Consider the following 23,655-nt stretch of genomic DNA (forward strand, 5'->3'; position numbering starts at 1 on the left):
GCAAAGTAGTTTTTGTAGTCGGCTTGGACGGCGGCTTCAAACGGACGGATTTGATAGAGCGGCCTGCCGTCGGTTTCATTGTGTCCGTAGTTGTAGGTGGCTTTGATGCCTGCCGCCCAATGCGGATTGAAGTTGTAACGCGCGTAGGCTTGCGCGGTAAACAATCGTGCATCCACGTTGCGTGTGATGATGCCGCTGCCTTTGGAAGCCGTGCCGCTTTGTCCGTGTGCGCGGTCAAAAATAATCAGGTCTTTGACTTTGTCCGCCACAAGTGTGCCGCCCACGTTCCAGCCTGCGCCTGCCAACGAGTTCATATAGCCGTTGTAGTAGTCGTTGCGGCTGTCGGCGGTGAGCTTGATGCGGTTGTGTTTTTCGGTTTTCAGCAGGGGATTGCCTGCGATGGCGGCGGCTGGGTTTTGGTTCATCAGCATGCCGTTCATACGGTTTTGCACGATGGCGGCAAGCGAGTTGAAGCGTTCGGTGTTGTCGCCGATGCGTTCTAAGTGAGCAAGGGAAACGCCGTATTTTTGCGTTTCAGACGGCGTAAAATCGTATTTGAGTTCACCTGAAAAGGCATGACGGCGCACTTTGCCGTTGAAGTCGTAGCCGTAATGGGTTTTCCAGATTTGCTGCGATGAGGCGAAGGCAAGGTTGCGGTTCATCGGATGGGCGGGTTGCGCCGTATTTTTGCGTACGTCCGCTTTGTTGATTTCGTAGCTCAAACCCAAGCCCAGTTTGTGTCGGTCGTCAAACTTGTAAGACAAGGTATCGGCAATGCGCCAGCGGTCGAGGTGTACATCGGCGAAACGGTAGCCGTTGAGGAAATCGCGCATGGCGGTGTGGGCGTTGCGCTCGCCGTTTTGGCTGTCGTTGCGGTAGCTAACGGCGGCGGTGTTGTGGAATTTGCCGAAGTTCGCATCGTGTTTGAGCGAGAAGTCGTACACTTTGCGGTCAAGCTCTACGAATACTTGCTGCGGCGTATTGTTTTGGCGCAGGGAGTAATTGTCGGCATGGCGTTTGAGTTTGATGATGCCTGCTTCCGCGCTGACCGTATTGCTCAAATCGGCATTGCCCCAACGCGCGTTGAGTTTGGCGATGTGGCGTTCGGTATCCAATGCGTCGTTGACGAACTGCGGTTGGCGGTCGTTGTTGATGTCGTCGTGTAGGTAGGTGAGGCGGTATTCCTGATTTTCAGACGGCACGAAACCGAGTACCAAAGCTTGATTAAAACGGCTATATTTCCAATCGGTCTGATTGCTGTCGCCGTCTTTATAGCCGTTGGCCTTGGTGTGATTGAGGTTGACCACGCCGTACACTTTTGCTCCACGCGCTTGCGCGGTAACGGAATTGTAAAAACTTTTGCCGTAGAAGCCGCTGTTTGCTTTCAGCGGACGGAAGGCTTGGTCTATGTTTTCGGTAACAAAGTAATGATCGCTGCGGTCGGTGCGGTCGAATTGGTTTTCGGGGAAATAGCCTTGTGCGGCGGTTGGTGCAATCGGTTTGGGAGGGGAGAAGGTTTTGACAGGCTGGATTTCGTCTGGGTCTGCCAAGGTTTCGGCAAAGCCGTTTGCGGCGGCAAAACTGCTCATTAACAAGCAAATCAAATGGTTTTGTTTCATGATCTATATCCTGATAATCATTTTTATTTATTATGCTCTTAGAGAGAAGCAAAGTAAAGAAACGATAAGGTATTTATTGTCGATAAACACCTAGCGCAAAATACAAATCGGCAAGAAGGAGAATTTTTAGAAGAGGGGAGTGGCGGCGCAGGTTGTATTTGCTCCGAAATCGGGTTTTGTCTACTATTAATATTTCAGGGTAATAAAGCAAAAGGCCGTCTGAAAACCCCTCTCTTTTCAGACGGCCTTTTGCTGGGTATAATAAATTTAAGAATCATTATTATTTCTGTTTAAATATAGGAGAAACGCATGAGTACCCGTACCGAACACGACACCATGGGCAATGTCGAAGTCCCGTCCGAAGCCTATTGGGGCGCGCAGACCCAGCGCAGCCGCAACAATTTCAAAATCGGCGGCGAAACCCTGCCGCAGCCGTTGATTTATGCTTTGGCGCTGGTAAAAAAAGCCGCAGCCGCCACCAATGTTTCCCTCGGCAGGATTAAGCCCGAACAGGCAGATTTGATTACGCAGGCGGCAGATGATGTGTTGAACGGCAAGCTTGACGGGCAGTTCCCATTGGTAGTGTGGCAGACCGGCTCCGGCACGCAGTCCAATATGAACATGAACGAAGTGCTGGCGAACCGCGCCAACGAAATCGCTGGTACGGGTTTGGCAGCGTACCAGCCCGTCCATCCCAACGACCATGTGAACCACGCGCAATCGACCAACGATGCGTTCCCGACCGCCATCCACGTTGCCGCCGCGATTGAAATCAACCGCCACCTTATTCCGGCGGTAAAAGCCCTGCGCGATACATTGGACAAAAAAGCCAAAGAATTCGCCCCTATCGTCAAAATCGGCCGCACCCATTTGCAGGACGCGACGCCGCTGACTTTGGGACAAGAATTTTCCGGCTACGTTTCCCAGCTCGATCACGGTTTAGGCCGTCTGAACGATGCGCTTAAAGACTTGTATGAACTCGCTTTGGGCGGCACGGCGGTCGGCACGGGCTTAAACAGCCATCCCGAATACGCCGAAAAAGCCGCCGCCAAACTCGCCGAACTGTCCGGCCTGCCATTTGTCAGCGCGCCGAACAAATTTGAAGCCTTGGGCGGACGCGATGCCGCCGTTGCCGCTTCGGGCGCATTGAAAACGCTGGCGGCAAGCCTGAACAAAATCGCCAACGACATCCGTTGGCTGGCAAGCGGCCCGCGCTGCGGTTTGGGCGAAATCAAAATCCCCGAAAACGAGCCGGGTTCGTCCATCATGCCGGGCAAAGTCAACCCGACCCAATGCGAAGCAATGACCATGGTGTGCTGCCAAGTGTTCGGCAACGACGTCACCATCGGCATGGCAGGCGCATCGGGCAACTTCGAGCTGAACGTCTATATGCCCGTTATCGCTTACAACCTCTTGCAATCCATCCGCCTGTTGGGCGATGCGTGCAACAGCTTCAACGAAAACTGCGCCGTCGGCATCGAACCCGTACCGGAAAAAATCGATTATTTCTTGCACCATTCTCTGATGTTGGTTACTGCGTTAAACCGCAAAATCGGCTACGAAAACGCCGCCAAAGTCGCCAAAACCGCCTATAAAAACGACAAATCGTTGCGCGAAACCGCCATCGAATTGGGCTTGTTGACAGGCGAAGAGTTTGACGAATTGGTCGTTCCTGCCGATATGGTTCATCCGCGTTAAGCTTTAATAATGAAACATGCCGTCTGAAAATGTTTTCAGACGGCATGTTTTTATGCTGCGCTTGTCTTTTCTTCGAATAGGGCAAAAATCATTGGCGTCAGATTGACGACCATTAGAAATATTATTGAGCTCAAAAATGTACGCCAGGCGTAATGCCACGCATCCTTTCTATCTGCTTGGGGTAGGAGCGATGCAGAATAGCGGTTGTGTAGGGTTTTTGCGGTGTCACTGTTTTCTAAATAGTCCAACGAAAGTACCAATAATTTGCCCGTGTCCTTATGCTGTAAGAATTTGGCATGTTCAACCCAGATGCCCGGCTTGGCGTGTTCGCATAAAGATTCAATGCCGACGCAAGAGGCTAAGCTGTTTTGGTTGTTTTGCAAAATCGACAGCTCGTTTTTTTCAGCCTGCATGGTGGCGGCGGAGATTTGATGAAGGTATACGCTCATGCCGTTGCTCTCTATTGCTTGAAAATCATGGAGCTGGCTGAATCCGCCATTTTCCCAGGCAACGAATACGGCATAGCATCCGCAGCATAGGCAGATCATAACCAATTTTAAGACAATGTTTTTCATCCTTGCTCCTTTTGTTTGAAGATGGCGGCAAAGTCAGGAGGCGTGTTTTCTCGTTTGAAGGTAAGTTTAGGTTTATCTGTTTTTATTGTGCGGTTGAGTGTAACACGGGTAATCAAAAGGCCGTCTGAAAATTTTCAGACGGCCTTTTATTATGTATTTAGATGGGTTTAAGCCAACAATTCACGCCAGCGTTTAATTTGGAAACGGACTTGTTCAGGCGCGGTGCCGCCCAAGTGGTTGCGCGCGTTTAAGCTGCCTTCGGGTGTTAGCACGCTGTAAACGTCGTTGGTAATCAAACCGCTGAAACCTTGCAAGACTTCAAGCGGCAATTCGCTCAAATCAACGCCAGCTTCATCGGCATGGCGCACGGCTTGGGCAACAACTTCGTGGCTGTCGCGGAAAGGCATGCCTTTTTTCACCAAGTAATCCGCCAAATCGGTAGCAGTTGCAAAACCCTGCATTACGGCGGCGCGCATGTTGTCGGGTTTGACGGTTACGCCGCGCATCATGTCGGCGTAAATGCGCAGGGTGTCGATAAGCGTATCGGCAGTATCAAACAAAGGCTCTTTGTCTTCCTGATTATCTTTGTTATATGCCAAAGGTTGAGATTTCATCAGGGTAACCAGGCCGATCAGGTGGCCAATCACGCGACCGGATTTACCGCGCACGAGTTCGGGTACGTCGGGGTTTTTCTTTTGCGGCATGATGGACGAGCCGGTGCAGAAACGGTCGGCAATGTCGATAAAGCCGAAACGCGGGCTCATCCACAAAATCAATTCTTCGGAAAGGCGGCTCAGGTGGACCATAATCAGAGAAGCGGCGGCCGTGAACTCAATGGCAAAATCGCGGTCAGATACGGCATCGAGTGAGTTTTGGCAGATTTGCTCAAATCCCAGCAGCTCGGCGGTAATTTCGCGTTGAATCGGGTAGGTGGTACCGGCAAGGGCTGCGGCGCCGAGCGGCATACGGTTGACGCGTTTGCGGCAGTCGACCATGCGCTCGAAATCGCGGCCGAGCATTTCAACGTAGGCGAGCATGTGATGCCCGAAGCTGACCGGCTGGGCAACTTGCAGGTGGGTAAAGCCGGGCATGACGGTTTCGGCGTTTTGTTCCGCCAAATCAACCAAGGCCGTCTGAAGGTTTTGAATCAGGTCTTGAATGACGGTAATCTGGTCGCGCAGCCACAGGCGGATGTCGGTAGCGACTTGGTCGTTGCGGCTGCGGCCGGTGTGCAGGCGTTTGCCGGCATCGCCGATTTTGTCGGTGAGGCGGCGTTCGATGTTCATGTGGACATCTTCCAAATCCAGCGACCAGGAAATCGTTCCTTCCTTGATTTCTGCTATAATCTCGGCCATGCCCTGACGGATGGCAAAGAGGTCGTCTTCGCTCAAAACGCCCGACTGTGTCAGCATTTGCGCGTGTGCCAGCGAGCCTTGGATGTCCCATTCTGCCAGCCGTTTGTCAAAATCAATCGAGCCGGTATATTTTTTGACCAGCTCGGAAACAGGTTCGTTAAAACGGCCTGACCAGGTTTTGTCCTTGCTCATATCAGCATCCTTAAAATATAAATAAAAAACAGGGTCTACGTCTTCAATATAGCAGACCCGTCTATACATTATGAAAGAAAACGGTTGAAATCATGTCTATTATACGTCAAATAAACCAGAATTTCGCAGTGCCGGATTTGCGCAATTCCGCAACTTTGGTGCGCCTGCTTATTGTTTTATTAATCAGTTTGTTTATCTTTCCGTTGATGACGGTATCGGGTGTGCCTTATCCGGAACAGATTTTCCAACATTTTTCATGGGCTTGCCCCGTCATCCTCTTAATTTTACTCAAGGTCTATTTCTTACAGGCATTTGCGCCTTCCCTGCTTCGCTCGCAGTACAGCGTTGTGGTTTCCTACGTCTCCAACCTGCTGATTTTCTTGTTTGTCGATCTAGTGATTTTGAAGACGGAAATTTGGCTGCTGATTCAACACTTCTTCTTGCTGACCTTTTTTTGTTTCAGTTTCATGTACATCGAAGCAGCCCGTCGCAATAGCCTTGCGCCTTCCATTTCCGAAGCCAGACTGAGCGCGTTGACAGCGCGTATCCGTCCGCATTTCTTGTTTAACAGCTTGAATGCCGCCATCAGCTTAATCCGTCTGCGTCCGTATGACGCGGAGACTTTGCTGGAAAATTTGGCCAACTTGTTCCGCGCACAACTGCGCGACGGTAGTCAAAACAGTACCTTAGGACAGGAAATCGAGTGGGCGCAGGAATATATTGCCATCGAGCAAATCCGCATGGGACATATGCGCGTACAGGTCATGTGGCAGCACCATGCGCCTGATGATGCGGAAACACCGCATCTGTTGTTGCAACCGCTTTTGGAAAATGCCGTATTCCATGGTGTCGAATCTATCCACCGTCCAGGGATAATTACGGTATTAACAAAATTGGAAAAATCATCTATTTTCATCAGTATCGAAAATCCGTGCGGAACGGAACCCAACGAAAATACCAAGCCGCATAAAGGTAATTCTATGGCCTTGCGCAATCTGAAAGAGCGCCTGACTTTGATGTATGACACCGACGCGAAAATCAGATATATCCAATCAGACGGCCTGTTCCGCGTTGAAATCATATTGCCGTACCGTAAAAAATCAGCCGAAGTTTCCCGTCTGTTTGGCTAAAACGCCTAGAATAGGGCAGCTTTAGATAATTAGACTATTAACACATTAAATAAAATAGTTTAAATTTATTACACTTAGTAACATAACTGTTCCCATTTTTTGAAAACTGGTCTATGATACTTAAAAGGATTGTTTACAATCCTTAATTGCAAATCATTTGCAATTGTCCAGAAGAAAAAACAGAAAAAGGAACAAAGAGATGTTAGAAGCCTATCGTAAAGCCGCCGCCGAGCGCGCCGCCCTTGGTATTCCCGCCCTTCCTCTGACTGCTCAGCAGACTGCTGATTTGGTTGAGCTGCTGAAAAATCCACCTGCCGGTGAAGGTGAGTTCTTGGTTGAGCTGTTGGCTCACCGCGTACCACCCGGTGTGGACGATGCCGCCAAAGTTAAAGCCTCATTTTTGGCTGCCGTTGCCGAAGGCAGCGCATCCAGTCCGCTGATTTCCCCTGAGTATGCTACCGAGCTGTTGGGTACTATGCTTGGCGGTTACAACATTCATGCACTCATCGAACTCTTGGACAACGACAAACTTGCGCCTATCGCTGCAAATGGTCTGAAACACACTCTGTTGATGTTTGACTCTTTCCACGATGTTCAAGAAAAAGCCGAAAAAGGCAACAAATACGCGCAAGAAGTATTGCAATCTTGGGCAGATGCCGAATGGTTCACTTCTCGTGCCAAAGTTCCAGAAAAAATCACTGTTACCGTCTTCAAAGTCGACGGTGAAACCAATACAGACGACCTCTCTCCTGCACCTGATGCATGGAGCCGTCCTGATATCCCTCTGCACGCGCTGGCTATGTTGAAAAACCCGCGCGACGGCATCAATCCTGACAAACCGGGCGAAGTCGGTCCGATTAAATTGTTGGAAGAACTCAAAGCCAAAGGCCATCCGGTTGCTTACGTTGGCGACGTGGTCGGTACCGGTTCTTCACGTAAATCTGCTACCAACTCCGTGATTTGGCATACAGGCGAAGATATTCCGTTCGTACCGAATAAGCGTTTCGGCGGTGTGTGCTTGGGTGGCAAAATTGCTCCTATTTTCTTCAATACTCAAGAAGACTCCGGCGCATTGCCGATTGAAGTCGATGTATCTGCTCTGAAAATGGGCGATGTCGTCGATATCCTGCCTTATGAAGGCAAAATCGTGAAAAACGGCGAGATTGTTGCCGAGTTTGAATTGAAATCACAAGTATTGCTGGACGAAGTGCAAGCCGGTGGCCGTATTAACCTGATTATCGGTCGCGGTTTGACTGCCAAAGCGCGCGAAGCACTGAAATTGCCTGCTTCTACCGAGTTCCGTCTGCCTCAAGCGCCAGCTGAAAGCAAAGCCGGTTTCACATTGGCTCAAAAAATGGTTGGTCGCGCCTGCGGTTTGCCGGAAGGCAAAGGCGTGCGTCCGGGTACTTACTGCGAACCACGCATGACTACTGTCGGCTCGCAAGATACTACCGGCCCGATGACTCGCGACGAATTGAAAGACCTGGCTTGCTTGGGCTTCTCAGCAGATATGGTGATGCAGTCTTTCTGTCACACCGCGGCTTATCCAAAACCTGTCGATGTGAGAACTCATAAAGAATTGCCTGCTTTCATCTCTACCCGTGGCGGTGTATCCCTGCGTCCGGGTGATGGCGTGATTCACTCATGGCTCAACCGTCTGCTGTTGCCTGATACAGTCGGTACAGGCGGCGATAGCCACACCCGTTTCCCTATCGGTATTTCTTTCCCTGCAGGTTCGGGCTTGGTTGCTTTCGCAGCAGCCACGGGCGTAATGCCGCTTGATATGCCTGAGTCTGTATTGGTACGCTTCAGCGGCAAACTGCAACCGGGCGTCACCCTGCGTGACTTGGTAAATGCAATTCCGTTGTACGCGATTAAACAAGGTTTGCTGACTGTTGCCAAAGCCGGTAAGAAAAACATCTTCTCCGGCCGCATCCTCGAAATCGAAGGCCTGCCTGATTTGAAAGTGGAACAAGCCTTTGAATTGACTGACGCGTCTGCCGAACGCTCTGCTGCTGGCTGTACCGTGAAGCTCAACAAAGAGCCGATTATCGAGTACATGAAATCCAATATTGTGTTGATGAAAAACATGATTGCCGACGGCTATCAAGATTCACGCACTTTGGAACGCCGTATCAAAGCCATGGAAGCATGGTTGGCAAATCCTGAATTGCTCGAAGCGGATAAAGATGCCGAATACGCCGCCGTGATTGAAATCAACATGGACGACATTAAAGAGCCGATTATTGCTTGCCCGAACGACCCTGACGACGTGTGCTTCATGTCTGAACGCTCCGGCACCAAAATCGACGAAGTGTTCATCGGTTCTTGTATGACCAACATCGGCCACTTCCGCGCCGCCTCCAAACTCTTGGAAGGCAAGAGCGACATCCCGGTACGTCTGTGGATGGCACCGCCGACCAAAATGGATGCGAAAGAGTTGTCTGACGAAGGTCACTACGGTGTACTCGGCCGTGCAGGCGCGCGTATGGAAATGCCGGGTTGCTCATTGTGTATGGGTAACCAAGCGCAAGTACACGAAGGTGCGACTGTAATGTCCACTTCTACCCGTAACTTCCCGAACCGCTTGGGTAAAAACACCTTTGTTTACCTCGGCTCGGCTGAGTTGGCGGCAATCTGCTCCAAACTGGGTAAAATCCCGACTGTTGAAGAATACCAAGCCAATATCGGCATCATTAACGAGCAGGGCGACCAAATCTACCGCTACATGAACTTCAATGAAATCGACAGCTACAACGAAGTAGCCGAGAAAGTGAATGTTTAATATAGCAAGGTAAACCGATTTTCAGACGGCCTTAAATAATAAAGGCCGTCTGAAACGGAAAAATAAAGGGCGTGTTCATCACGTCCTTTTTATTTTTAGTTTAATAAAAGGCCGTCTGAAAGATAAGTTTCAGACGGCCTTTGCTTAGGATAAATAATCAGAAAACCGATTAATCAGCGTTGTTTACTTTACGCCAAAACCAGGTTGGAGCAGGGCGCAAGGCTGACGCTCGTGACGGCTGCGGCGTGTTCTGCCGGCAATTTTGCCGCAGACAATACCCGGATCGTTTTTCTCTTCTGCTTTTTTTGAGCTTTTATCTGATTTATTCGCGTATTCGTTGCGTTTGTTTCTATCTTCGCGGCGAGAGCGGCTGTCGTTGTGCTGAACCGGTTGTGCTTCAGCTTCATCTTGATTGTCGTTGCCCCACCAATACGGCTCAAAGCCTTCGATGCGTTCCACATTCAAATCGCTGCCGGTCAGCTCTTTAATGGATTCAAACATTTTCTGTTCGGTTTTATCCATCAAGGAAATGGCAACGCCGTCGGCACCGGCCCGGCCGGTGCGTCCGATGCGGTGGACGTAGTCTTCAGGTTGGGTTGGCAGCTCGTAGTTGATGACAAAAGGCAACTCGGCAATATCCAAACCGCGTGCGGCAACGTCGGTGGCAACCAAAACGCGTAATGTACCTTCTTTAAAGGCGTTGAGGGTTTCCAGTCGGCTTTGTTGGGATTTGTCGCCGTGGATGGATTGAGCGGCAATGTTGCGGCGGACGAGGTCGCGGGTAACTTGATCGACGCTTTGTTTGGTTTTGCAGAATACAATGACTTGATTCATATGCAAATCAACAATCAGACGTTCGAGCAGGTTGCGCTTTTTGAGTGCATCAACGGCAATGATGTGTTGCTCGACATTGGCGTTGGTGGTATTTTGCGCAGCCACTTCAACCATTTCGGGCGTGTGCATAAAATCTTGCGCAAGCTTGCGGATAGGCGGTGAGAAAGTGGCGGAGAAAAGCAGGGTTTGTCGCTGTTTGGGCAACATCTGCATGATTTTACGGATATCGTCGATGAAACCCATATCAAGCATACGGTCGGCTTCGTCGAGTACGACGATTTCAACTTTGTTTAAATTGATGTTTTTTTGTTTAACGTGGTCGAGCAGTCGGCCAACCGTAGCGACAACGATTTCGCAACCGGCGCGCAAGTCGGCAGTTTGTTTGTCCATATTGACGCCGCCAAAGAGGACGGTATGGCGTAAAGGAAGATTCTTAATGTATGCCTGCACGTTTTGATCGATTTGATCGGCCAGTTCGCGGGTCGGGGTCAATACCAACATGCGGACAGGGTGCATGGCAGGGGAGGTGCTGGATGTGGCGTAGCGTTTCAGGCGTTCGAGGCTGGGCAGCATAAAGGCGGCGGTTTTACCTGTGCCGGTTTGTGCTGCGGCCAAAAGATCGTGTCCTGCCAAGGCTTTAGGAATCGCTGCGGCTTGGATAGGCGTCGGGTTTTCATACCCTTGATCGGTCAGGGCAGAGACTAATTCGCTGCCTAAACCGAGTGAAGAGAAAGGATTCATGATGGTGGCTTTCTGTTCAGACGGCCTTTTGAATGGTGAGGCCGTCTGAAAAATCTGATTCTGAAATGGATAAACCGCAGTATGATTTTGATTCTGCGGTTTGAAAAAAATGGGGAGCGGAATAATCCGTCAAGTAGCCCATTATGCCATAAAAAGAGGGACTCCCCAAATGATGGTTGCGGCTAGGATTGACCAAGTTTTGATATTTTTACAGTTCAAAAACAGAAAAATTTACTGGCTTGCAAGGTTTTGAGTTTATTGAAGATTAAGCATTTGTCTTAACTTTAATAGAATTAATTTATCAAAAACTTACCGGCTAAAATGAAACTAAATTGTACTCACGTACTCAATATTGAGGTGCAGAGCTTGTTTTGTAGCCTGTTTCTCCCGTTTAACGGTAAACCATAAAATCAAAATTTAGGAATATACAATTATGAAAACTTTATTGATCGCTCTTGCAACCGGTAGCCTGATGTTGGCAGCTTGTTCTTCTTCCAAACCTGAAGAAGCGGCAGCGCCACGCATCACTGTTGAAGAAGCAATGACTCAATGTCAACAAGCATCTGGTGAAAATGCTGACCGAGCTGTGTTTGATGCCTGCATGAAAGACAAAGGCTATCAACGTACCGCTGAATCAGCTGCCTCCGAACCTGCTGCATCTGAGCCAGTAGCTGCTCCTGAAACTGCTGCTCCTGAAGCTGCGGCTTCTGAGCCTGCTGCCAAAGCTGCTCCTGCTAAAAAAGCTGTTAAGAAAGCAAAAAAATAAGCTTCATAAAATTCAAGGAAGTCACTCTCATCAATACTCCGGATGAAGACAGACTTAGAGCAACTTGAAAACAAAGGTCGTCTGAATATGTTTCAGACGGCCTTTGTTTTTTTATGTATAAGGGCATTATTAGGAAATATGGTTTTGGTTTTATTAAGAAAATAAAAAAGACGTGTAACGGGTACACGTCTTTTTCGGAGAATAAACCTTATTGCTTATATTCGCTGCCGTCTTCACGGAAAAGTTTTGGCTGTTCGCCTTTTTCCACGACCTCTTTATTGATGACGACTTTTGCTACGTCTTTCAAATCTGGTAGAGTGTACATGGTGTCTAAGAGGCAACGTTCGACGATAGAGCGCAGGCCGCGCGCACCTGTTTTGCGTTCCATTGCTAGTTTGGCGATGCTGCGCAAAGCATCTTCTTCAAACTCAAGGCCGACATCTTCCATTTCAAACAAGGTTTGATATTGTTTGACCAAGGCATTTTTCGGCTCGGTCAAAATGTTGACTAAAGCATCTTCGTCCAATTCTGCCAATGTAGCAATCACGGGCAGACGGCCGATAAGCTCGGGAATTAAACCGAATTTAATCAAATCTTCAGGCTCGACTGTCTCAAACAGAGCTGAAATATCGGCGTTTTCATCTTTACTGTGCACCGCCGCACCAAAGCCGATACCGCCTTTTTCAGTACGTTGACGGATGACTTTTTCCAAGCCGGCAAATGCGCCACCACAAATAAAGAGGATGTTGGTGGTATCAACGTTGATGAATTCTTGGTTCGGATGTTTGCGGCCGCCTTGAGGGGGAACGCTGGCTACCGTGCCTTCAATCAGTTTCAGCAAGGCTTGTTGCACGCCTTCGCCAGATACGTCGCGCGTAATGGACGGATTGTCGCTTTTGCGTGAAATTTTATCGATTTCATCGATATAAACGATGCCGCGCTGGGCTTTTTCAACGTCAAAATCACATTTACCCAAAAGTTTGGTGATGATTTGTTCGACGTCTTCACCGACATAACCGGCTTCGGTTAAAGTTGTGGCATCCGCCATGACAAAAGGTACATCCAGTTTGCGCGCCAAAGATTGCGCCAACAAGGTTTTACCTGAGCCGGTAGGGCCGATGAGCAGGATGTTGGATTTGGACAATTCAACCTTGCCCTCTGCTTTTGGATGGCGCAGGCGTTTGTAGTGGTTGTAAACCGATACTGCCAACGCTTTTTTTGCGTGTTCCTGACCGATAACGTGGTCGTTGAGGTTGGCAACGATTTCGGCCGGGGTAGGCAGTTTTTTCTCGGTGTTTTCTTCTTTTGCTTTGGCAAGCTCGTTTTCAATTTCGCCGGATTCGTTGTCTTGCAGCATCATGCCGCAAGTTTCTACACATTCGTTGCAGATGAAGGCGTGTTCGCCTTCGATCAGATTTTTAACGTCGTTTTCGGACTTCCCGCAAAATGAACAGGTGCGTTTTTCTTCAGACATAATAATTTCTTCGTATGGTTGTATGGAGGCTGTGTTGTAAAGGGGGAACAGATATTTCGGGCGTATTGCCGGATTGAGGGAATGCCTCTGACAAGGGAGCCTAAGTATAATGACTATCTTGTGTTTTTTCAAATCAGAGCAGGCATTGCGCCGTATCGTCTAAGAAACAGATGAGGGCGCTGGATTTGAATATCTCGCAAACAAACGCAAAGTTTTCTCAACTCGCTTTACAATTAGCGAAAAATTTAACAGAATGTTGAATTAAATGTATTTTTTTGAATTGGCAGATATGAAATTCTATAAAACTTTAGGAATGGTATGGACAGGTGTGGCATTGGCTTTTGCTTCCGCGCCTGCCGTTGCCGATGATATGGATGTATTGGGACAATTTTTGGAGCAAAATTTCCCAGTGCAAAATGACCCGATGGAAGCTTTTGCGTTGAGTCATGCCGACCAAGTCGAAGCTCAAGCCGCTTTGGCCGGTCCTCTGCTTTCTTCGCAATCTGCTTTGATTTTCAATAATAAAACCGGTGAAGTGCTGTATCAGAAAAACCCTGATCGTGTCATGCCGATTGCTTCTATTTCCAAATTGATGAGTGCAATGGTGGTTTTGGATGCGCATCTGGATATGAACGAGCCGATCACGATTACCGAGGCTGAAATCGACCGTCTGAAAGGTACGGGCAGCCGCTTGAGCATCGGCACGACGCTGACACGCGGCGAATTGTTGCATTTGAGCCTGATGAGCAGTGAGAACCGTGCCACTCATGCATTGGGCCGTACTTATCCGGGCGGTATGAGCGCGTTTGTTGCGGCAATGAATGCCAAAGCGCAAAGCCTGGGTATGACCAGCAGCCGTTTCTATGAGCCTACCGGTTTGAATTTCCAAAACGTTTCAACTGCGCGTGATTTGAACCGCATGGTTGCGGCAGCCAGCAAATATCCGCTGATCCGTAAAAATTCGACTTCAAATTACGGCTCGGTTTGGACGGCAAACGGTCGTCAAAACTACAAAAACTCCAATGCCTTGGTGCGTGAGGGCAGCTGGAATATTGAATTGCAGAAAACAGGCTATATTCGTGAAGCAGGACGTTCTATGGTGGTTAAGGCCAATGTGCAGAATCAGCCGATTACCATTGTGTTGCTCAACTCTCCGTCTTCCACAACCCGCGTGAACGATGCGCGTAAGATTGAGTCTTGGATGCTGCAGCGCCGTTCTTAAATATTACGCTTAAAGGCCGTCTGAAACCGTTCAGACGGCCTTTTGTGTAAAGTGTATTAAATTTGGGTACAATGTCGTTACATTAACTTAAAAACACAGAGAGAAAACATGTTGAAAAAATGGAATAAAAAATATTGGGCCGGCATGGGCGTGATTTTGGCGTTGACCGGCTGTACTTCTGTAGCGGATATGGTTGGCTACGATACTGCGACTTTAAATGAAGACGCGGCTAAAAGTTATTCACAAGTCATTCAAAAAGCGCGTGGTCAAAAAGCTTTGGATGTTTCCTCTCCAACTGCTCAACGTGTTCAACGTGTGTTTGCACGTCTGCGTCCTCATGCTGAGCGCGCTAACAAAACCGGTGTGCCTTTCAATTGGCAGATGAACGTTATCCGCAGTGATGAAATGAATGCATGGGCAATGCCGGGAGGTAAAATGGCCGTGTACACCGGCATAGTAGAAAAATTGAAGCTGACGGATGCTGAAATTGCCGCCGTTGTCGGCCATGAAATGACCCATGCTCTGTTGGAGCACAGTAAAAAAGCTTTGGGCGGGCAAGTATTGACCGGCTTGGGTGGTTCGATTTTGGCCAGCTCAACCGGTGTAGATGGTGATTTGGTTGGCTTGGGAGCAGATTTGTTGGCAACCAAACCGTTCTCACGCCATCAGGAAAGCGAAGCGGATGCCGGCGGTGTGCGTTTGATGGCTGAAGCAGGCTACAACCCTGAGGCTGCGGTAAGCGTGTGGGAAAAAATGAACAAAGTACATGGCGGCAGCTCATTGTCTATTTTGTCGACCCACCCGACCAATCAGGCGCGTATCAATGCAATCCGCAAAATGTTGCCTGAAGTAATGCCGATTTATCAGAAAAACAAACGTTAATTCGATGTATTGATGATTTTGCCGGTTTGAACAGATGATTCAAACCGGCAAAGTTTTATGGTTTCAGCCTGACAGTTTGGCAAATTTATCCCAATTTGCCTGAACGTAGGCTGCCGCGGTTTCCAAGTCTTCGTCGGCAACGTCATAATAATCGCTGTCAAGCTCTTCAAAATCGGGAAAAGCTTTGCGGATTTCGTCGAAATCCCTTTGCTCATCTGCCATTTTTTCAATGGCTTCGCCGTGTTTTTCGTACAAGGCTTTGGCTTTGTCTAAGATTTTCGGTATCGGTTTGATGCGCCAGCGGCGCAGGCTGTCGGCAACCGGATTGCCAAAGATGTATTCTCCGTATCCTGAAGCGATAAGCTGTACGAAGCCGCCTTCTTGAATTTGGCTGTCGAGGTAGCAAAGGGCGGTCAATGTATGCTGTTCGTCGTTGAGGCCGGACATTTCCTCATCGCCTGCCTGTTCGGTGTGATCCAAATAGGCTGCGCTGAGTGTATAAAGAAATGAAGCGGAATCGGAAGTATCGAAATCTTGAAGGCAGAGCGGGGTAGTCATCATCATCAAAGGCCGTCTGAAAAAAGTGATTATATAATGTTTTCAGTCTGAACCTAGTGGCCGTTTTGCTTTACAATATCGGAAGATAAGAAAACATAGTAAGGAACCAAACCATGAGTACACAGTCTGAAAAAAACGTTGTAGTCATCAAGCCGCAGGATTTGCCGCTGCATTGCTCCGGCCCTAATCATGAAACATGGAACGGCCATCCGCGTGTGTTCCTGCCGATTCAGTCCAACAGTGAGATTGAATGCCCGTATTGCGGCACTTATTACCGTCTTGATGGCGAGATTCCGCATCACCATTACTGATCTATGCCTATGTTGAACAAAGTCATCTGCGCTTTGTGCCTGAGTTTGTGTGCTGCGTGCGGTTCGTATAAGGCCGTGCGCCCTGACGCGCCTTTACCGGTCATTGCACAGGCGCAGACGTATTCTGTCCGTTATCAATCCGTACAAGGTCGGACGATTACTGCAATTTATATCAACAGCCACAGCCCGATGATGGTTGAGCTGCGTGAAGGCAATACGGTTGAGAAACTGGCGCAAGTCCGCTTGCGGAGTCAGGGTGTCGAGTACGCCAATCCAAGCTCGCGTTGGCAAATTGGCGATGGTTTCGCCGTATTGATTCGCGGTGGGAAAGAAGTTGTATTTAAAGAGATTGTGGAATAGGGCGGTTTAGCCTTTTGCCAAATACTTGATTAAAGGTTTGGGCAAACCATAATCCGCCAAATGTTCCAATGATACCCAAAGGCCGTCTGAAAGATGTTCAGACGGCCTTTGTTGCGTCTGAAAAGGGGTAATCATCAATAAGCGGTGGGTCAGGCGGTGGGTAAACGTGGTTTGTTCTTCAAGGCCGTCTGAAACAATGCCGAAGCGTTTGGCGTAAGCATACAAATCGTCTAATTTTTCAAAACAGGGTACGCAATACAGACCGCCCCAAATGCCTTTGGCAGGGCGTTTTTCAAGCAATAATGCGCCGTCAGTGTTATGAATAATCAGCCAGTAAAGCGGTAGGGTTTGCACTTCGGGAGCAGTTTTTTTGCGAGGCAGTTCGTCAATGCGGTTTTGTTTTTTTGCTTCGCAGATGTCTGCCATAGGACATTGATGACACAAAGGTTTTGTCCGTTTGCAGACGGTTGCGCCCAAATCCATCAAGCCTTGCGTGTAGGCAGGCATATCAGTGTTTTCAGACGGCAGCAGGCTTTCGGCAAGCGTCCAAAGCGAGTTTTCAAATTTCTTATCTTGCGGATTGCCGTCTTGGGCAAAGACACGGCAGAGAACGCGTTTGACGTTGCCGTCCAAGATGGTTTCTCGTCGGTTGAAAGCAAAGGCAGAAATGGCGGCAGCGGTACTTCTGCCTACGCCGCAGAGTGTTTCCAAGTCCTTGCGCTCGGAAGGAAAGATGCCGCCGAATTGTCCGACGACTTGTTGCGCGGCTTTGTGCAGGTTGCGTGCGCGGCTGTAATAGCCCAAGCCTGCCCACAAGGATAAAACCTCGTCTTGCGGCGCAGCGGCAAGCGATTGCACGGTTGGGAATTTGGTTAAGAAACGCGGATAGTAGTCCAATACGGTAGCAACCTGCGTTTGTTGGAGCATGATTTCTGAAAGCCAGACGGAATAGGGGTCTTTGACCTGCCAAGGCAAGTCGTGACGGCCGTGTTGCCGTTGCCAATCAATGAGTCGTCGCGCGAAGGATGTGGGTGTGTTCATTAATATTTTCTTTTTAATTATTTATTTTTAAAACAGCATGTTACACTATAATATACAAAATAATAATCAGGATTGACTTATCTGGCGGAGGGGTATATAAATATAGTTAACGTGGATTTACGCTGTATTGTTAAAGTTTATTAACCGCTCAAGGAGATTCACATGAAAGCAATGGTTTATCACGGCGCAAACGACATCCGTTTTGAAGAAAAGCCCCGCCCTCAAATTATCGATCCGACCGATGCAGTCGTCAAAATCGTTAAAACCACGATTTGCGGTACTGACTTGGGTATTTGGAAGGGGAAAAACCCTGAAGTTGCCGACGGTCGTATTCTCGGTCATGAGGGCATCGGTATTGTAGAAGAAGTCGGCGATGCTGTAAAAAACATCAAAGTCGGTGATAAAGTCATTATTTCATGTGTCAGCAAATGCTGTACTTGCGACAACTGTAAAATCCAACTTTATTCACACTGCCGCAACGGCGGTTGGATCTTGGGCTATATGATTGACGGTACCCAGGCTGAATACGTCCGTACGCCTTATGCCGACAACAGCTTGGTTCCGCTGCCTGACAACGTCAACGAAGAAGTTGCCTTGCTGTTGAGCGATGCTTTGCCGACCGCCCACGAAATCGGCGTGCAATACGGTGATGTGAAACCCGGCGATACCGTATTCATCGCTGGTGCCGGCCCTGTCGGTATGTCTGCATTGCTGACTGCGCAACTGTATAGCCCTGCCGCCATCATTGTTTGCGATATGGACGAAAACCGCTTGAAACTGGCGAAAGAATTGGGCGCAACCCATACCATCAACCCTGCTTCCGGCGATGTGAGCAAACAAGTTGCCGCTATCGTCGGCGAAGACGGTGTAGATTGTGCCATCGAAGCAGTCGGTATCCCTGCGACTTGGAATATGTGTCAAGACATCGTGAAACCTGGTGGCCATATTGCTGTGGTTGGTGTACATGGTCAATCCGTTGATTTCAAACTGGAAAAACTGTGGATTAAAAACCTTGCCATTACTACCGGCCTGGTTAACGCCAATACTACCGAAATGCTGATGAAAGCCATTTCCAGCAGCTCAGTGGATTACACCAAGATGATGACCCACCATTTCAAATTCAGCGAATTGGAAAAAGCTTACGATGTATTCAAACACGCTGCTGAAAACCAAGCCATGAAAGTGGTTTTGGAAGCGGATTGATTTGAAAATCACTTAATATGCCGTTAATTAAAGGCCGTCTGAACATTCAGACGGCCTTTTTGTATGGTTTTATTTTTTCTTCTTCAACCAAACGCCGCTTTCGATATGGTGGGTAAATGGGAATTGGTCGAACAGGGCGGCGCGTTCGATGGTATGGGTTTGACAGAGCGTGTCGAGGTTGGTGCGCAGGGTCTCAGGATTGCAGGAAATATAGAGGACGTTGTCGAATTGGGCAACTAATTTGAGCGTCTCATCATCAACACCAGCGCGTGGAGGATCAACGAAAATGGTTGAAAAATCATAGTTTTTCAAGTCGACGCCTTGTTCTTGCAGGCGGCGGAATTCACGGTTTTGCGTGTAGGCCTCGGTAAATTCTTCCGCAGACAGACGAGCGATTTTGAGATTGGTAATTTGGTTGGCTTCAATATTCCATTGGGCGGCGTTGACGGAAGTTTTGGAAACTTCGGTTGCCAGCACCTGATTGAAATGTTGCGAAAGCGGCAGGGTGAAATTGCCGTTACCGCAGTACAGCTCAAGCAGGTCTTTGCCTAAGTTTTGCGCGGCATCACACGCCCAAGTCAGCATTTTTTGGCACACTTGGGCATTGGGTTGGGTAAAGCTGCCCTCGATTTGACGATAGCGGAAGGTCTTGCCGTTGACTTCCAATGCTTCGGTCACAAAATCTTGGCTCAATACGATTTTTTGTCCGCGGCTGCGGCCGATGATATGAATGCCCAAATTGTGCGCCAGCTCTTGCGCGGCTTGTTGCCATGCGTCGTTCAGCTTCTTGTGGTAAATCATGGTCACCAGCATTTCGCCGCTTAAAGTGGATAAAAATTCGACGGCGTACCAGCGGTTTTTCAGTTCGGGATGATTGGACGCGGCTTCAATCAGTTTCGGCATCAAGGCATTGATGGATTTGGACGCGGCAGGAAATTGGTCGCAACGGATCAGGCTTGCCCCACTTGCCTTTTGCCCGCGCTCAAACATGGCATAAAACATTTCGCCGCCTTCATGCCAGATGCGGAACTCGGCACGCATTCTGTAATGCTGTTCCGGAGATTCAAAGACTTCGATTTCAGGAAAATCCAGTCCTTGGAAAAGTTGCTGAAGATATTGCTTTTTGTCGGCTAGTTGTTGCTGGTAGGCAGTCATTGGGGCAGTCTTTCAGAAAATAATGGCGAATTATAATATAGTTGGCGCAAATATACGAAAGGCCGTCTGAAACATCGGTTTCAGACGGCCTTTGATTTCAAAGCATCAGCTTGTCAATCAGCCTTGCATTTGTTTGGCTTGAACGGCAGTCAGGGCGATGGTGAAGACGATGTCTTCAATCAATGCGCCGCGGGACAAGTCGTTAACCGGTTTACGCAAACCTTGCAACAACGGGCCTACGCTCAGGACGTTGGCGCTGCGTTGTACGGCTTTGTAAGTACAGTTGCCGGTATTGAGGTCTGGGAAAACTAAAACGGTTGCTTGACCGGCAACAGCGCTGCCCGGAGCTTTGGATTGGCCGATAGATGGAACGGTAGCCGCATCGTATTGCAACGGGCCTTCGATGGCCAAATCAGGGCGTTTTTCATTAGCCAGTTTGGTTGCTTCTATCACTGCATCGACATCAGGGCCGCTGCCTGAGTTGATGGTAGAGTAGGAAATCATGGCCACTTTGGGATCGATACCGAAGGCTTTGGCGCTGTCGGCAGATTGGATGGCGATGTCGGCCAGTTGTTCCGGAGTTGGGTTCGGGTTAACCGCGCAGTCGCCGAATGCCAAAACTTGGTTAGGCAGCAACATGAAGAATACGCTGGATACAAGGCTTGCACCCGGAGCGGTTTTAATCAGTTGCAGGGCAGGGCGGATGGTGTTGGCAGTAGTGTGGACTGCGCCGGAAACCAAACCGTCTACGTCGTTTTGAGCCATCATCATGGTACCCAGTACGACGGTGTCTTGCAGCTGTTTGCGTGCATCTTCAGGAGTCAGGCCTTTGGATTTGCGCAATTCGCACATTGGTTCAACGTATTGTTCAACCAAAGTAGCTGGATCAATGATTTCCAAAGAATCGGGCAGGGAGATGCCGCGTTCTTTCGCTACGGCTTCAACTTCTTCGCGGGTCGCCAACAGTACGCAACGGGCGATGCCTTTTTCGTGACAGATAGCGGCAGCGGCGACGGTGCGTGGTTCTGCGCCTTCAGGCAGGACGATGCGCATATCGGCTTTGCGTGCGAAATCGATCAGGTTGTAACGGAATTGGGCTGGAGACAGGCGTTTGGCTTCGCGTTTGGCCAAAGCGGATACGTCTTGCAGTTTGTCGCTGGAGCCGAAGAAAGTCAGGCCGGTTTGCTCGGCAACTTGTGCGCCTAAAGCAGCGGCTGCGCCGTCAATGATAAAGCCTTCCAATAAGCCCGGGGAGTTGGTGTAGAGCTGTTTGGTGAGGTTTAATTGTTGGGCAACGGCGGCTGCGTCGGAGTTGTCGGATTTCAGCGCCAATACAACGCCTGCGTCCAAAGACAACGCCAATTCGACGTTTTTGCCTGCCAAGAACAATTTGTCCGCATCAGGAGTGATGCCTTCGATAACGAGGTTATCTGCGTTCAATGCTGCAACTTTACCGACAAGCGCGTCGAACCAGTCGTCGCTTTTGCCTTGAGCCAACAGGGTTTCTGTAGTGGAGTCAACGGCTTGGAAAACTTGCGCATTCAATGCCGCTGCAAATGCTTTTGCCGCTGCATCGGCGCTCAGGCCGGTAGATACCGGTGCGATCAGGATTTTTGCCATTTTGTGTCCTCTCTTTCGGTGATTGTAGAAGAGTGTTGCTGTTGTGCAGCTGGTGCTGCATTTTATCACTTTGGGATAACATATACACGGTTATATTGACATATGTCATCAGGCCGTCTGAAAAGTATAAACGCAATGGACCAAATCCATCAATCCCCCATTGCCGCCAAAAGCTCGGCTTGATGCTCGGCAATCAGGGCATTGGTGATTTCTTCCAAATCGCCGTCCATCACAAAATCCAGTTTGTGCAGGGTAAGGTTGATGCGGTGGTCGGTCACGCGGCCTTGCGGGTAGTTGTAGGTGCGGATGCGTTCGCTGCGGTCGCCGCTGCCGATCAGGGATTTGCGTTCGGCGGCTTCTTTGGCTTGGGCTTCGCGTTTTTGCGCGTCGTTTAAGCGGGCGGCGAGGACTTTCATCGCCTGCGCTTTGTTGGCGTGTTGGCTGCGGCCGTCTTGGCATTCGACTACCATGCCTGTCGGTAAGTGGGTAATGCGGACGGCGGAGTCGGTTTTGTTGATGTGCTGACCGCCCGCGCCGGATGCGCGGAAGGTGTCGATGCGCAGGTCGGCGGGGTTCAGTTCAATGTCTTCCAGTTCGTCCGCTTCGGGCATGACGGCAACGGTACAGGCGGAGGTGTGGATGCGGCCTTGGCTTTCGGTAGCAGGGACGCGTTGCACGCGGTGGCCGCCCGATTCAAATTTCAGACGGCTGTACGCGCCTAAGCCGATAATGCGGGCGATGACTTCTTTATAGCCGCCCAATTCGCTTTCGTTGGCGGAAACGATTTCAACCTGCCAGCGATTGCGCTCGGCGTAGCGGCTGTACATACGCAGCAAATCGCCTGCAAACAGAGCAGCTTCGTCGCCGCCGGTACCGGCACGTACCTCGATAAAGATGTTTTTATCGTCGTCGGCATCTTTTGGCAGTAGTAGTTTTTGCAATTCGGTATCGAGTTTGTCGATTTTGGCTTTGGCCGTTTCAATTTCTTCGGCAGCAAAGTCTTTCATTTCAGGGTCGGACAGCATTTCTTCGGCATCTGCCAAGTCGCTTTGCGCCAGCTGATAGTTTTGGAAGACTTCGACGACGGGCGTCAATTCGGCGTGTTCGCGCGTGAGTTTGCGGTAGTTGTCCATATCGGACGTGGCTTCAGGCTGTCCGAGCAAATGTGTGACTTCTTCTAGTCGGTCGCTGAGTTGTTGTAGTTTTTCTAAGATAGACGGCTTCATAAATTTTCCAAAATACGGATGCCGTCGGGTGGTCTGCAACGGCGAAATAAGGCGTTATTATAATGGGTTTGAATGAAAATTCAAAAAGATATGATGGATTGGAAAGGCCGTCTGAAACCTGTTTTTAAGTTTCAGACGGCCTTTTTTATATGGGCTTATTTAGGCGCAGCCAAGATGCCTGTTTGGTTCAGTAGGAATAAAACGGTAAAGCCGGTCAAATAAATCAAACCAATAATGGCGAGGAAGTTCATCCCCATGGTCAGTTTGTGGCGTTTGTCGCCTTTAACGAGGCGGTAGTTCAGCCAAGCGAATACAGGGGCGGCAACGAAGGCGGTAATCATGGCAAATTTGAGCAGTTCCGCCATTGCGCTGTTGAACCAGAAAATCACGGCCAAGCCTGAGCCTGCAACCCAGACGTTCCAAGCAAACAATTCGGCATTGCCGGTTTTGTCTTTGCCGCGCAGCAGGCGTACCGGTTCGGCAATCGCACGTGCGTAGCCGTCCACTACGGTAATGGTGGTGCCGTACATACAGGCGAAGGCGATAAATGCCACCAGCGGACGAGACCAGTCGCCGATGGTCACGGCGTACATATTAATCAGTTGGCCAACATATTTGCCGCCCGCCATTTGCACTTCCTCTCCGTTGCCGTATTGTACATATGCACCCAAGGCGAGGAAAACGACCGCCAAAATCGCGCTGGTGATATAGCCGACGTTGAAGTCGAAAATGCCGTCGCGGTAGCTGGAAGGGTTGATGCGTTGTTTTTCGGTAACCCACAAAGAGTTGATGGCGGAAATTTCAATCGGTGCAGGCATCCAGCCCATCAGTGCGATGAGGAAGCCCAAGCCTGCCAGTGTCCACGGGGTAGGCTCGATAAAGTCGGGTTTCATCTGCATGCCGCGAGA

Annotated in this window: 19 protein-coding genes and 1 pseudogene; 9 read left to right on the plus strand and 11 right to left on the minus strand. The window is 49.4% G+C overall.

Translation table 11 applies throughout. The features are described 5' to 3' along the window. A partial coding sequence (locus ACTHS3_RS03910) for a TonB-dependent receptor (protein ID WP_440367214.1) occupies positions 1-1,619 on the minus strand: 1,619 nt, incomplete at its 3' end. Positions 1,620-1,928: 309 nt separating this feature from the next. Between ACTHS3_RS03910 and fumC the strand changes: the two genes are divergently transcribed. Then, positions 1,929-3,317, plus strand: coding sequence for a class II fumarate hydratase (fumC, locus tag ACTHS3_RS03915; RefSeq protein ID WP_004519360.1), 1,389 nt, complete (start codon positions 1,929-1,931; stop codon positions 3,315-3,317). Between the two features lie 50 nt (positions 3,318-3,367). Here fumC and ACTHS3_RS03920 read toward each other — a convergent pair whose 3' ends face one another. Next, positions 3,368-3,892 carry a hypothetical protein gene (locus ACTHS3_RS03920; protein ID WP_004519361.1) on the minus strand — a complete coding sequence of 175 codons (525 nt, stop codon included), beginning with the start codon at positions 3,890-3,892 and terminating at the stop codon, positions 3,368-3,370. Between the two features lie 167 nt (positions 3,893-4,059). Continuing rightward, positions 4,060-5,439, minus strand: coding sequence for an argininosuccinate lyase (gene argH, locus ACTHS3_RS03925; RefSeq protein WP_039861969.1), 1,380 nt, complete (start codon positions 5,437-5,439; stop codon positions 4,060-4,062). Between the two features lie 92 nt (positions 5,440-5,531). On the opposite strand from argH, the gene ACTHS3_RS03930 reads away from it, so the two are divergent. Together ACTHS3_RS03930 and acnB are read left to right on the plus strand one after the other, a co-directional pair. Continuing rightward, a complete protein-coding gene (locus ACTHS3_RS03930; protein WP_004519364.1) occupies positions 5,532-6,569 on the plus strand; it encodes a sensor histidine kinase in 1,038 nt (345 codons plus the stop codon). A 199-nt stretch (positions 6,570-6,768) separates the two neighbouring features. Beyond that, positions 6,769-9,354: a bifunctional aconitate hydratase 2/2-methylisocitrate dehydratase gene (gene acnB / locus ACTHS3_RS03935; RefSeq protein ID WP_004519365.1), complete on the plus strand. Its 2,586-nt coding sequence runs from the start codon at positions 6,769-6,771 to the stop codon at positions 9,352-9,354. Positions 9,355-9,537: 183 nt separating this feature from the next. Here the strand turns inward: acnB and ACTHS3_RS03940 are convergent, their stop codons facing one another. Further along, the gene (locus ACTHS3_RS03940; protein ID WP_100066635.1) at positions 9,538-10,932 is read right to left on the minus strand and encodes a DEAD/DEAH box helicase; all 1,395 of its coding nucleotides are present in this window, start codon (positions 10,930-10,932) and stop codon (positions 9,538-9,540) included. A gap of 430 nt (positions 10,933-11,362) precedes the next feature. Between ACTHS3_RS03940 and ACTHS3_RS03945 the strand changes: the two genes are divergently transcribed. Beyond that, positions 11,363-11,695, plus strand: coding sequence for a hypothetical protein (locus tag ACTHS3_RS03945; RefSeq protein WP_070625899.1), 333 nt, complete (start codon positions 11,363-11,365; stop codon positions 11,693-11,695). A gap of 208 nt (positions 11,696-11,903) precedes the next feature. Here the strand turns inward: ACTHS3_RS03945 and clpX are convergent, their stop codons facing one another. Further along, positions 11,904-13,169, minus strand: coding sequence for an ATP-dependent Clp protease ATP-binding subunit ClpX (gene clpX / locus ACTHS3_RS03950; RefSeq protein ID WP_004519368.1), 1,266 nt, complete (start codon positions 13,167-13,169; stop codon positions 11,904-11,906). A 313-nt stretch (positions 13,170-13,482) separates the two neighbouring features. Here clpX and ACTHS3_RS03955 point away from each other — a divergent pair, with 313 nt between their 5' ends. Further along, positions 13,483-14,391, plus strand: coding sequence for a serine hydrolase (locus ACTHS3_RS03955; protein ID WP_371440889.1), 909 nt, complete (start codon positions 13,483-13,485; stop codon positions 14,389-14,391). Between the two features lie 108 nt (positions 14,392-14,499). Further along, complete coding sequence (locus ACTHS3_RS03960; protein WP_004519369.1) at positions 14,500-15,273, plus strand: M48 family metallopeptidase; 774 nt, start codon at positions 14,500-14,502, stop codon at positions 15,271-15,273. A 63-nt stretch (positions 15,274-15,336) separates the two neighbouring features. Here ACTHS3_RS03960 and ACTHS3_RS03965 read toward each other — a convergent pair whose 3' ends face one another. Then, positions 15,337-15,831, minus strand: coding sequence for a DMP19 family protein (locus ACTHS3_RS03965; protein ID WP_070625976.1), 495 nt, complete (start codon positions 15,829-15,831; stop codon positions 15,337-15,339). 113 nt (positions 15,832-15,944) lie between these two features. Here ACTHS3_RS03965 and ACTHS3_RS03970 point away from each other — a divergent pair, with 113 nt between their 5' ends. Further along, positions 15,945-16,142, plus strand: a complete 198-nt coding sequence (locus ACTHS3_RS03970; protein WP_003745781.1) for a zinc-finger domain-containing protein — start codon at positions 15,945-15,947, stop codon at positions 16,140-16,142. A gap of 3 nt (positions 16,143-16,145) precedes the next feature. Further along, complete coding sequence (locus tag ACTHS3_RS03975; RefSeq protein ID WP_070625897.1) at positions 16,146-16,502, plus strand: hypothetical protein; 357 nt, start codon at positions 16,146-16,148, stop codon at positions 16,500-16,502. Positions 16,503-16,508: 6 nt separating this feature from the next. On the opposite strand, the gene mutY is transcribed toward ACTHS3_RS03975, so the two are convergent. After that, on the minus strand, positions 16,509-17,543 hold the full coding sequence (gene mutY / locus ACTHS3_RS03980) for an A/G-specific adenine glycosylase (RefSeq protein WP_070625895.1): 1,035 nt from the start codon (positions 17,541-17,543) through the stop codon (positions 16,509-16,511). Between the two features lie 162 nt (positions 17,544-17,705). Between mutY and ACTHS3_RS03985 the strand changes: the two genes are divergently transcribed. Continuing rightward, the gene (locus ACTHS3_RS03985; RefSeq protein WP_049335428.1) at positions 17,706-18,746 is read left to right on the plus strand and encodes a zinc-dependent alcohol dehydrogenase family protein; all 1,041 of its coding nucleotides are present in this window, start codon (positions 17,706-17,708) and stop codon (positions 18,744-18,746) included. A 69-nt stretch (positions 18,747-18,815) separates the two neighbouring features. Here ACTHS3_RS03985 and trmA read toward each other — a convergent pair whose 3' ends face one another. The 4 genes and pseudogenes from trmA to ACTHS3_RS04005 form a co-directional block, all read right to left on the minus strand. Next, a complete protein-coding gene (gene trmA, locus ACTHS3_RS03990) occupies positions 18,816-19,901 on the minus strand; it encodes a tRNA (uridine(54)-C5)-methyltransferase TrmA (RefSeq protein ID WP_049335430.1) in 1,086 nt (361 codons plus the stop codon). A 117-nt stretch (positions 19,902-20,018) separates the two neighbouring features. Further along, positions 20,019-21,521, minus strand: a complete 1,503-nt coding sequence (pta, locus tag ACTHS3_RS03995) for a phosphate acetyltransferase (protein WP_049344381.1) — start codon at positions 21,519-21,521, stop codon at positions 20,019-20,021. 149 nt (positions 21,522-21,670) lie between these two features. Then, entirely contained in the window at positions 21,671-22,747 is a 1,077-nt protein-coding gene (gene prfA / locus ACTHS3_RS04000; RefSeq protein ID WP_049344380.1) for a peptide chain release factor 1, read from the minus strand. A 155-nt stretch (positions 22,748-22,902) separates the two neighbouring features. Continuing rightward, positions 22,903-23,655 (minus strand): annotated as a pseudogene (locus tag ACTHS3_RS04005) (divalent metal cation transporter); the annotation flags it as partial.

The organism is Neisseria sp. P0009.S007 (assembly GCF_051962515.1).

Excerpts from the sequence above, each read along its gene's own strand:
- fumC (WP_004519360.1), top strand. The coding sequence starts at position 1,929 with ATGAGTACCCGTACCGAACACGACACCATGGGCAATGTCGAAGTCCCG.
- ACTHS3_RS03920 (WP_004519361.1), bottom strand. The coding sequence starts at position 3,892 with ATGAAAAACATTGTCTTAAAATTGGTTATGATCTGCCTATGCTGCGGA.
- argH (WP_039861969.1), bottom strand. The coding sequence starts at position 5,439 with ATGAGCAAGGACAAAACCTGGTCAGGCCGTTTTAACGAACCTGTTTCC.
- ACTHS3_RS03930 (WP_004519364.1), top strand. The coding sequence starts at position 5,532 with ATGTCTATTATACGTCAAATAAACCAGAATTTCGCAGTGCCGGATTTG.
- acnB (WP_004519365.1), top strand. The coding sequence starts at position 6,769 with ATGTTAGAAGCCTATCGTAAAGCCGCCGCCGAGCGCGCCGCCCTTGGT.
- ACTHS3_RS03945 (WP_070625899.1), top strand. The coding sequence starts at position 11,363 with ATGAAAACTTTATTGATCGCTCTTGCAACCGGTAGCCTGATGTTGGCA.
- clpX (WP_004519368.1), bottom strand. The coding sequence starts at position 13,169 with ATGTCTGAAGAAAAACGCACCTGTTCATTTTGCGGGAAGTCCGAAAAC.
- ACTHS3_RS03955 (WP_371440889.1), top strand. The coding sequence starts at position 13,483 with ATGGTATGGACAGGTGTGGCATTGGCTTTTGCTTCCGCGCCTGCCGTT.
- ACTHS3_RS03960 (WP_004519369.1), top strand. The coding sequence starts at position 14,500 with ATGTTGAAAAAATGGAATAAAAAATATTGGGCCGGCATGGGCGTGATT.
- ACTHS3_RS03965 (WP_070625976.1), bottom strand. The coding sequence starts at position 15,831 with ATGACTACCCCGCTCTGCCTTCAAGATTTCGATACTTCCGATTCCGCT.
- ACTHS3_RS03970 (WP_003745781.1), top strand. The coding sequence starts at position 15,945 with ATGAGTACACAGTCTGAAAAAAACGTTGTAGTCATCAAGCCGCAGGAT.
- ACTHS3_RS03975 (WP_070625897.1), top strand. The coding sequence starts at position 16,146 with ATGCCTATGTTGAACAAAGTCATCTGCGCTTTGTGCCTGAGTTTGTGT.
- mutY (WP_070625895.1), bottom strand. The coding sequence starts at position 17,543 with ATGAACACACCCACATCCTTCGCGCGACGACTCATTGATTGGCAACGG.
- ACTHS3_RS03985 (WP_049335428.1), top strand. The coding sequence starts at position 17,706 with ATGAAAGCAATGGTTTATCACGGCGCAAACGACATCCGTTTTGAAGAA.
- trmA (WP_049335430.1), bottom strand. The coding sequence starts at position 19,901 with ATGACTGCCTACCAGCAACAACTAGCCGACAAAAAGCAATATCTTCAG.
- pta (WP_049344381.1), bottom strand. The coding sequence starts at position 21,521 with ATGGCAAAAATCCTGATCGCACCGGTATCTACCGGCCTGAGCGCCGAT.
- prfA (WP_049344380.1), bottom strand. The coding sequence starts at position 22,747 with ATGAAGCCGTCTATCTTAGAAAAACTACAACAACTCAGCGACCGACTA.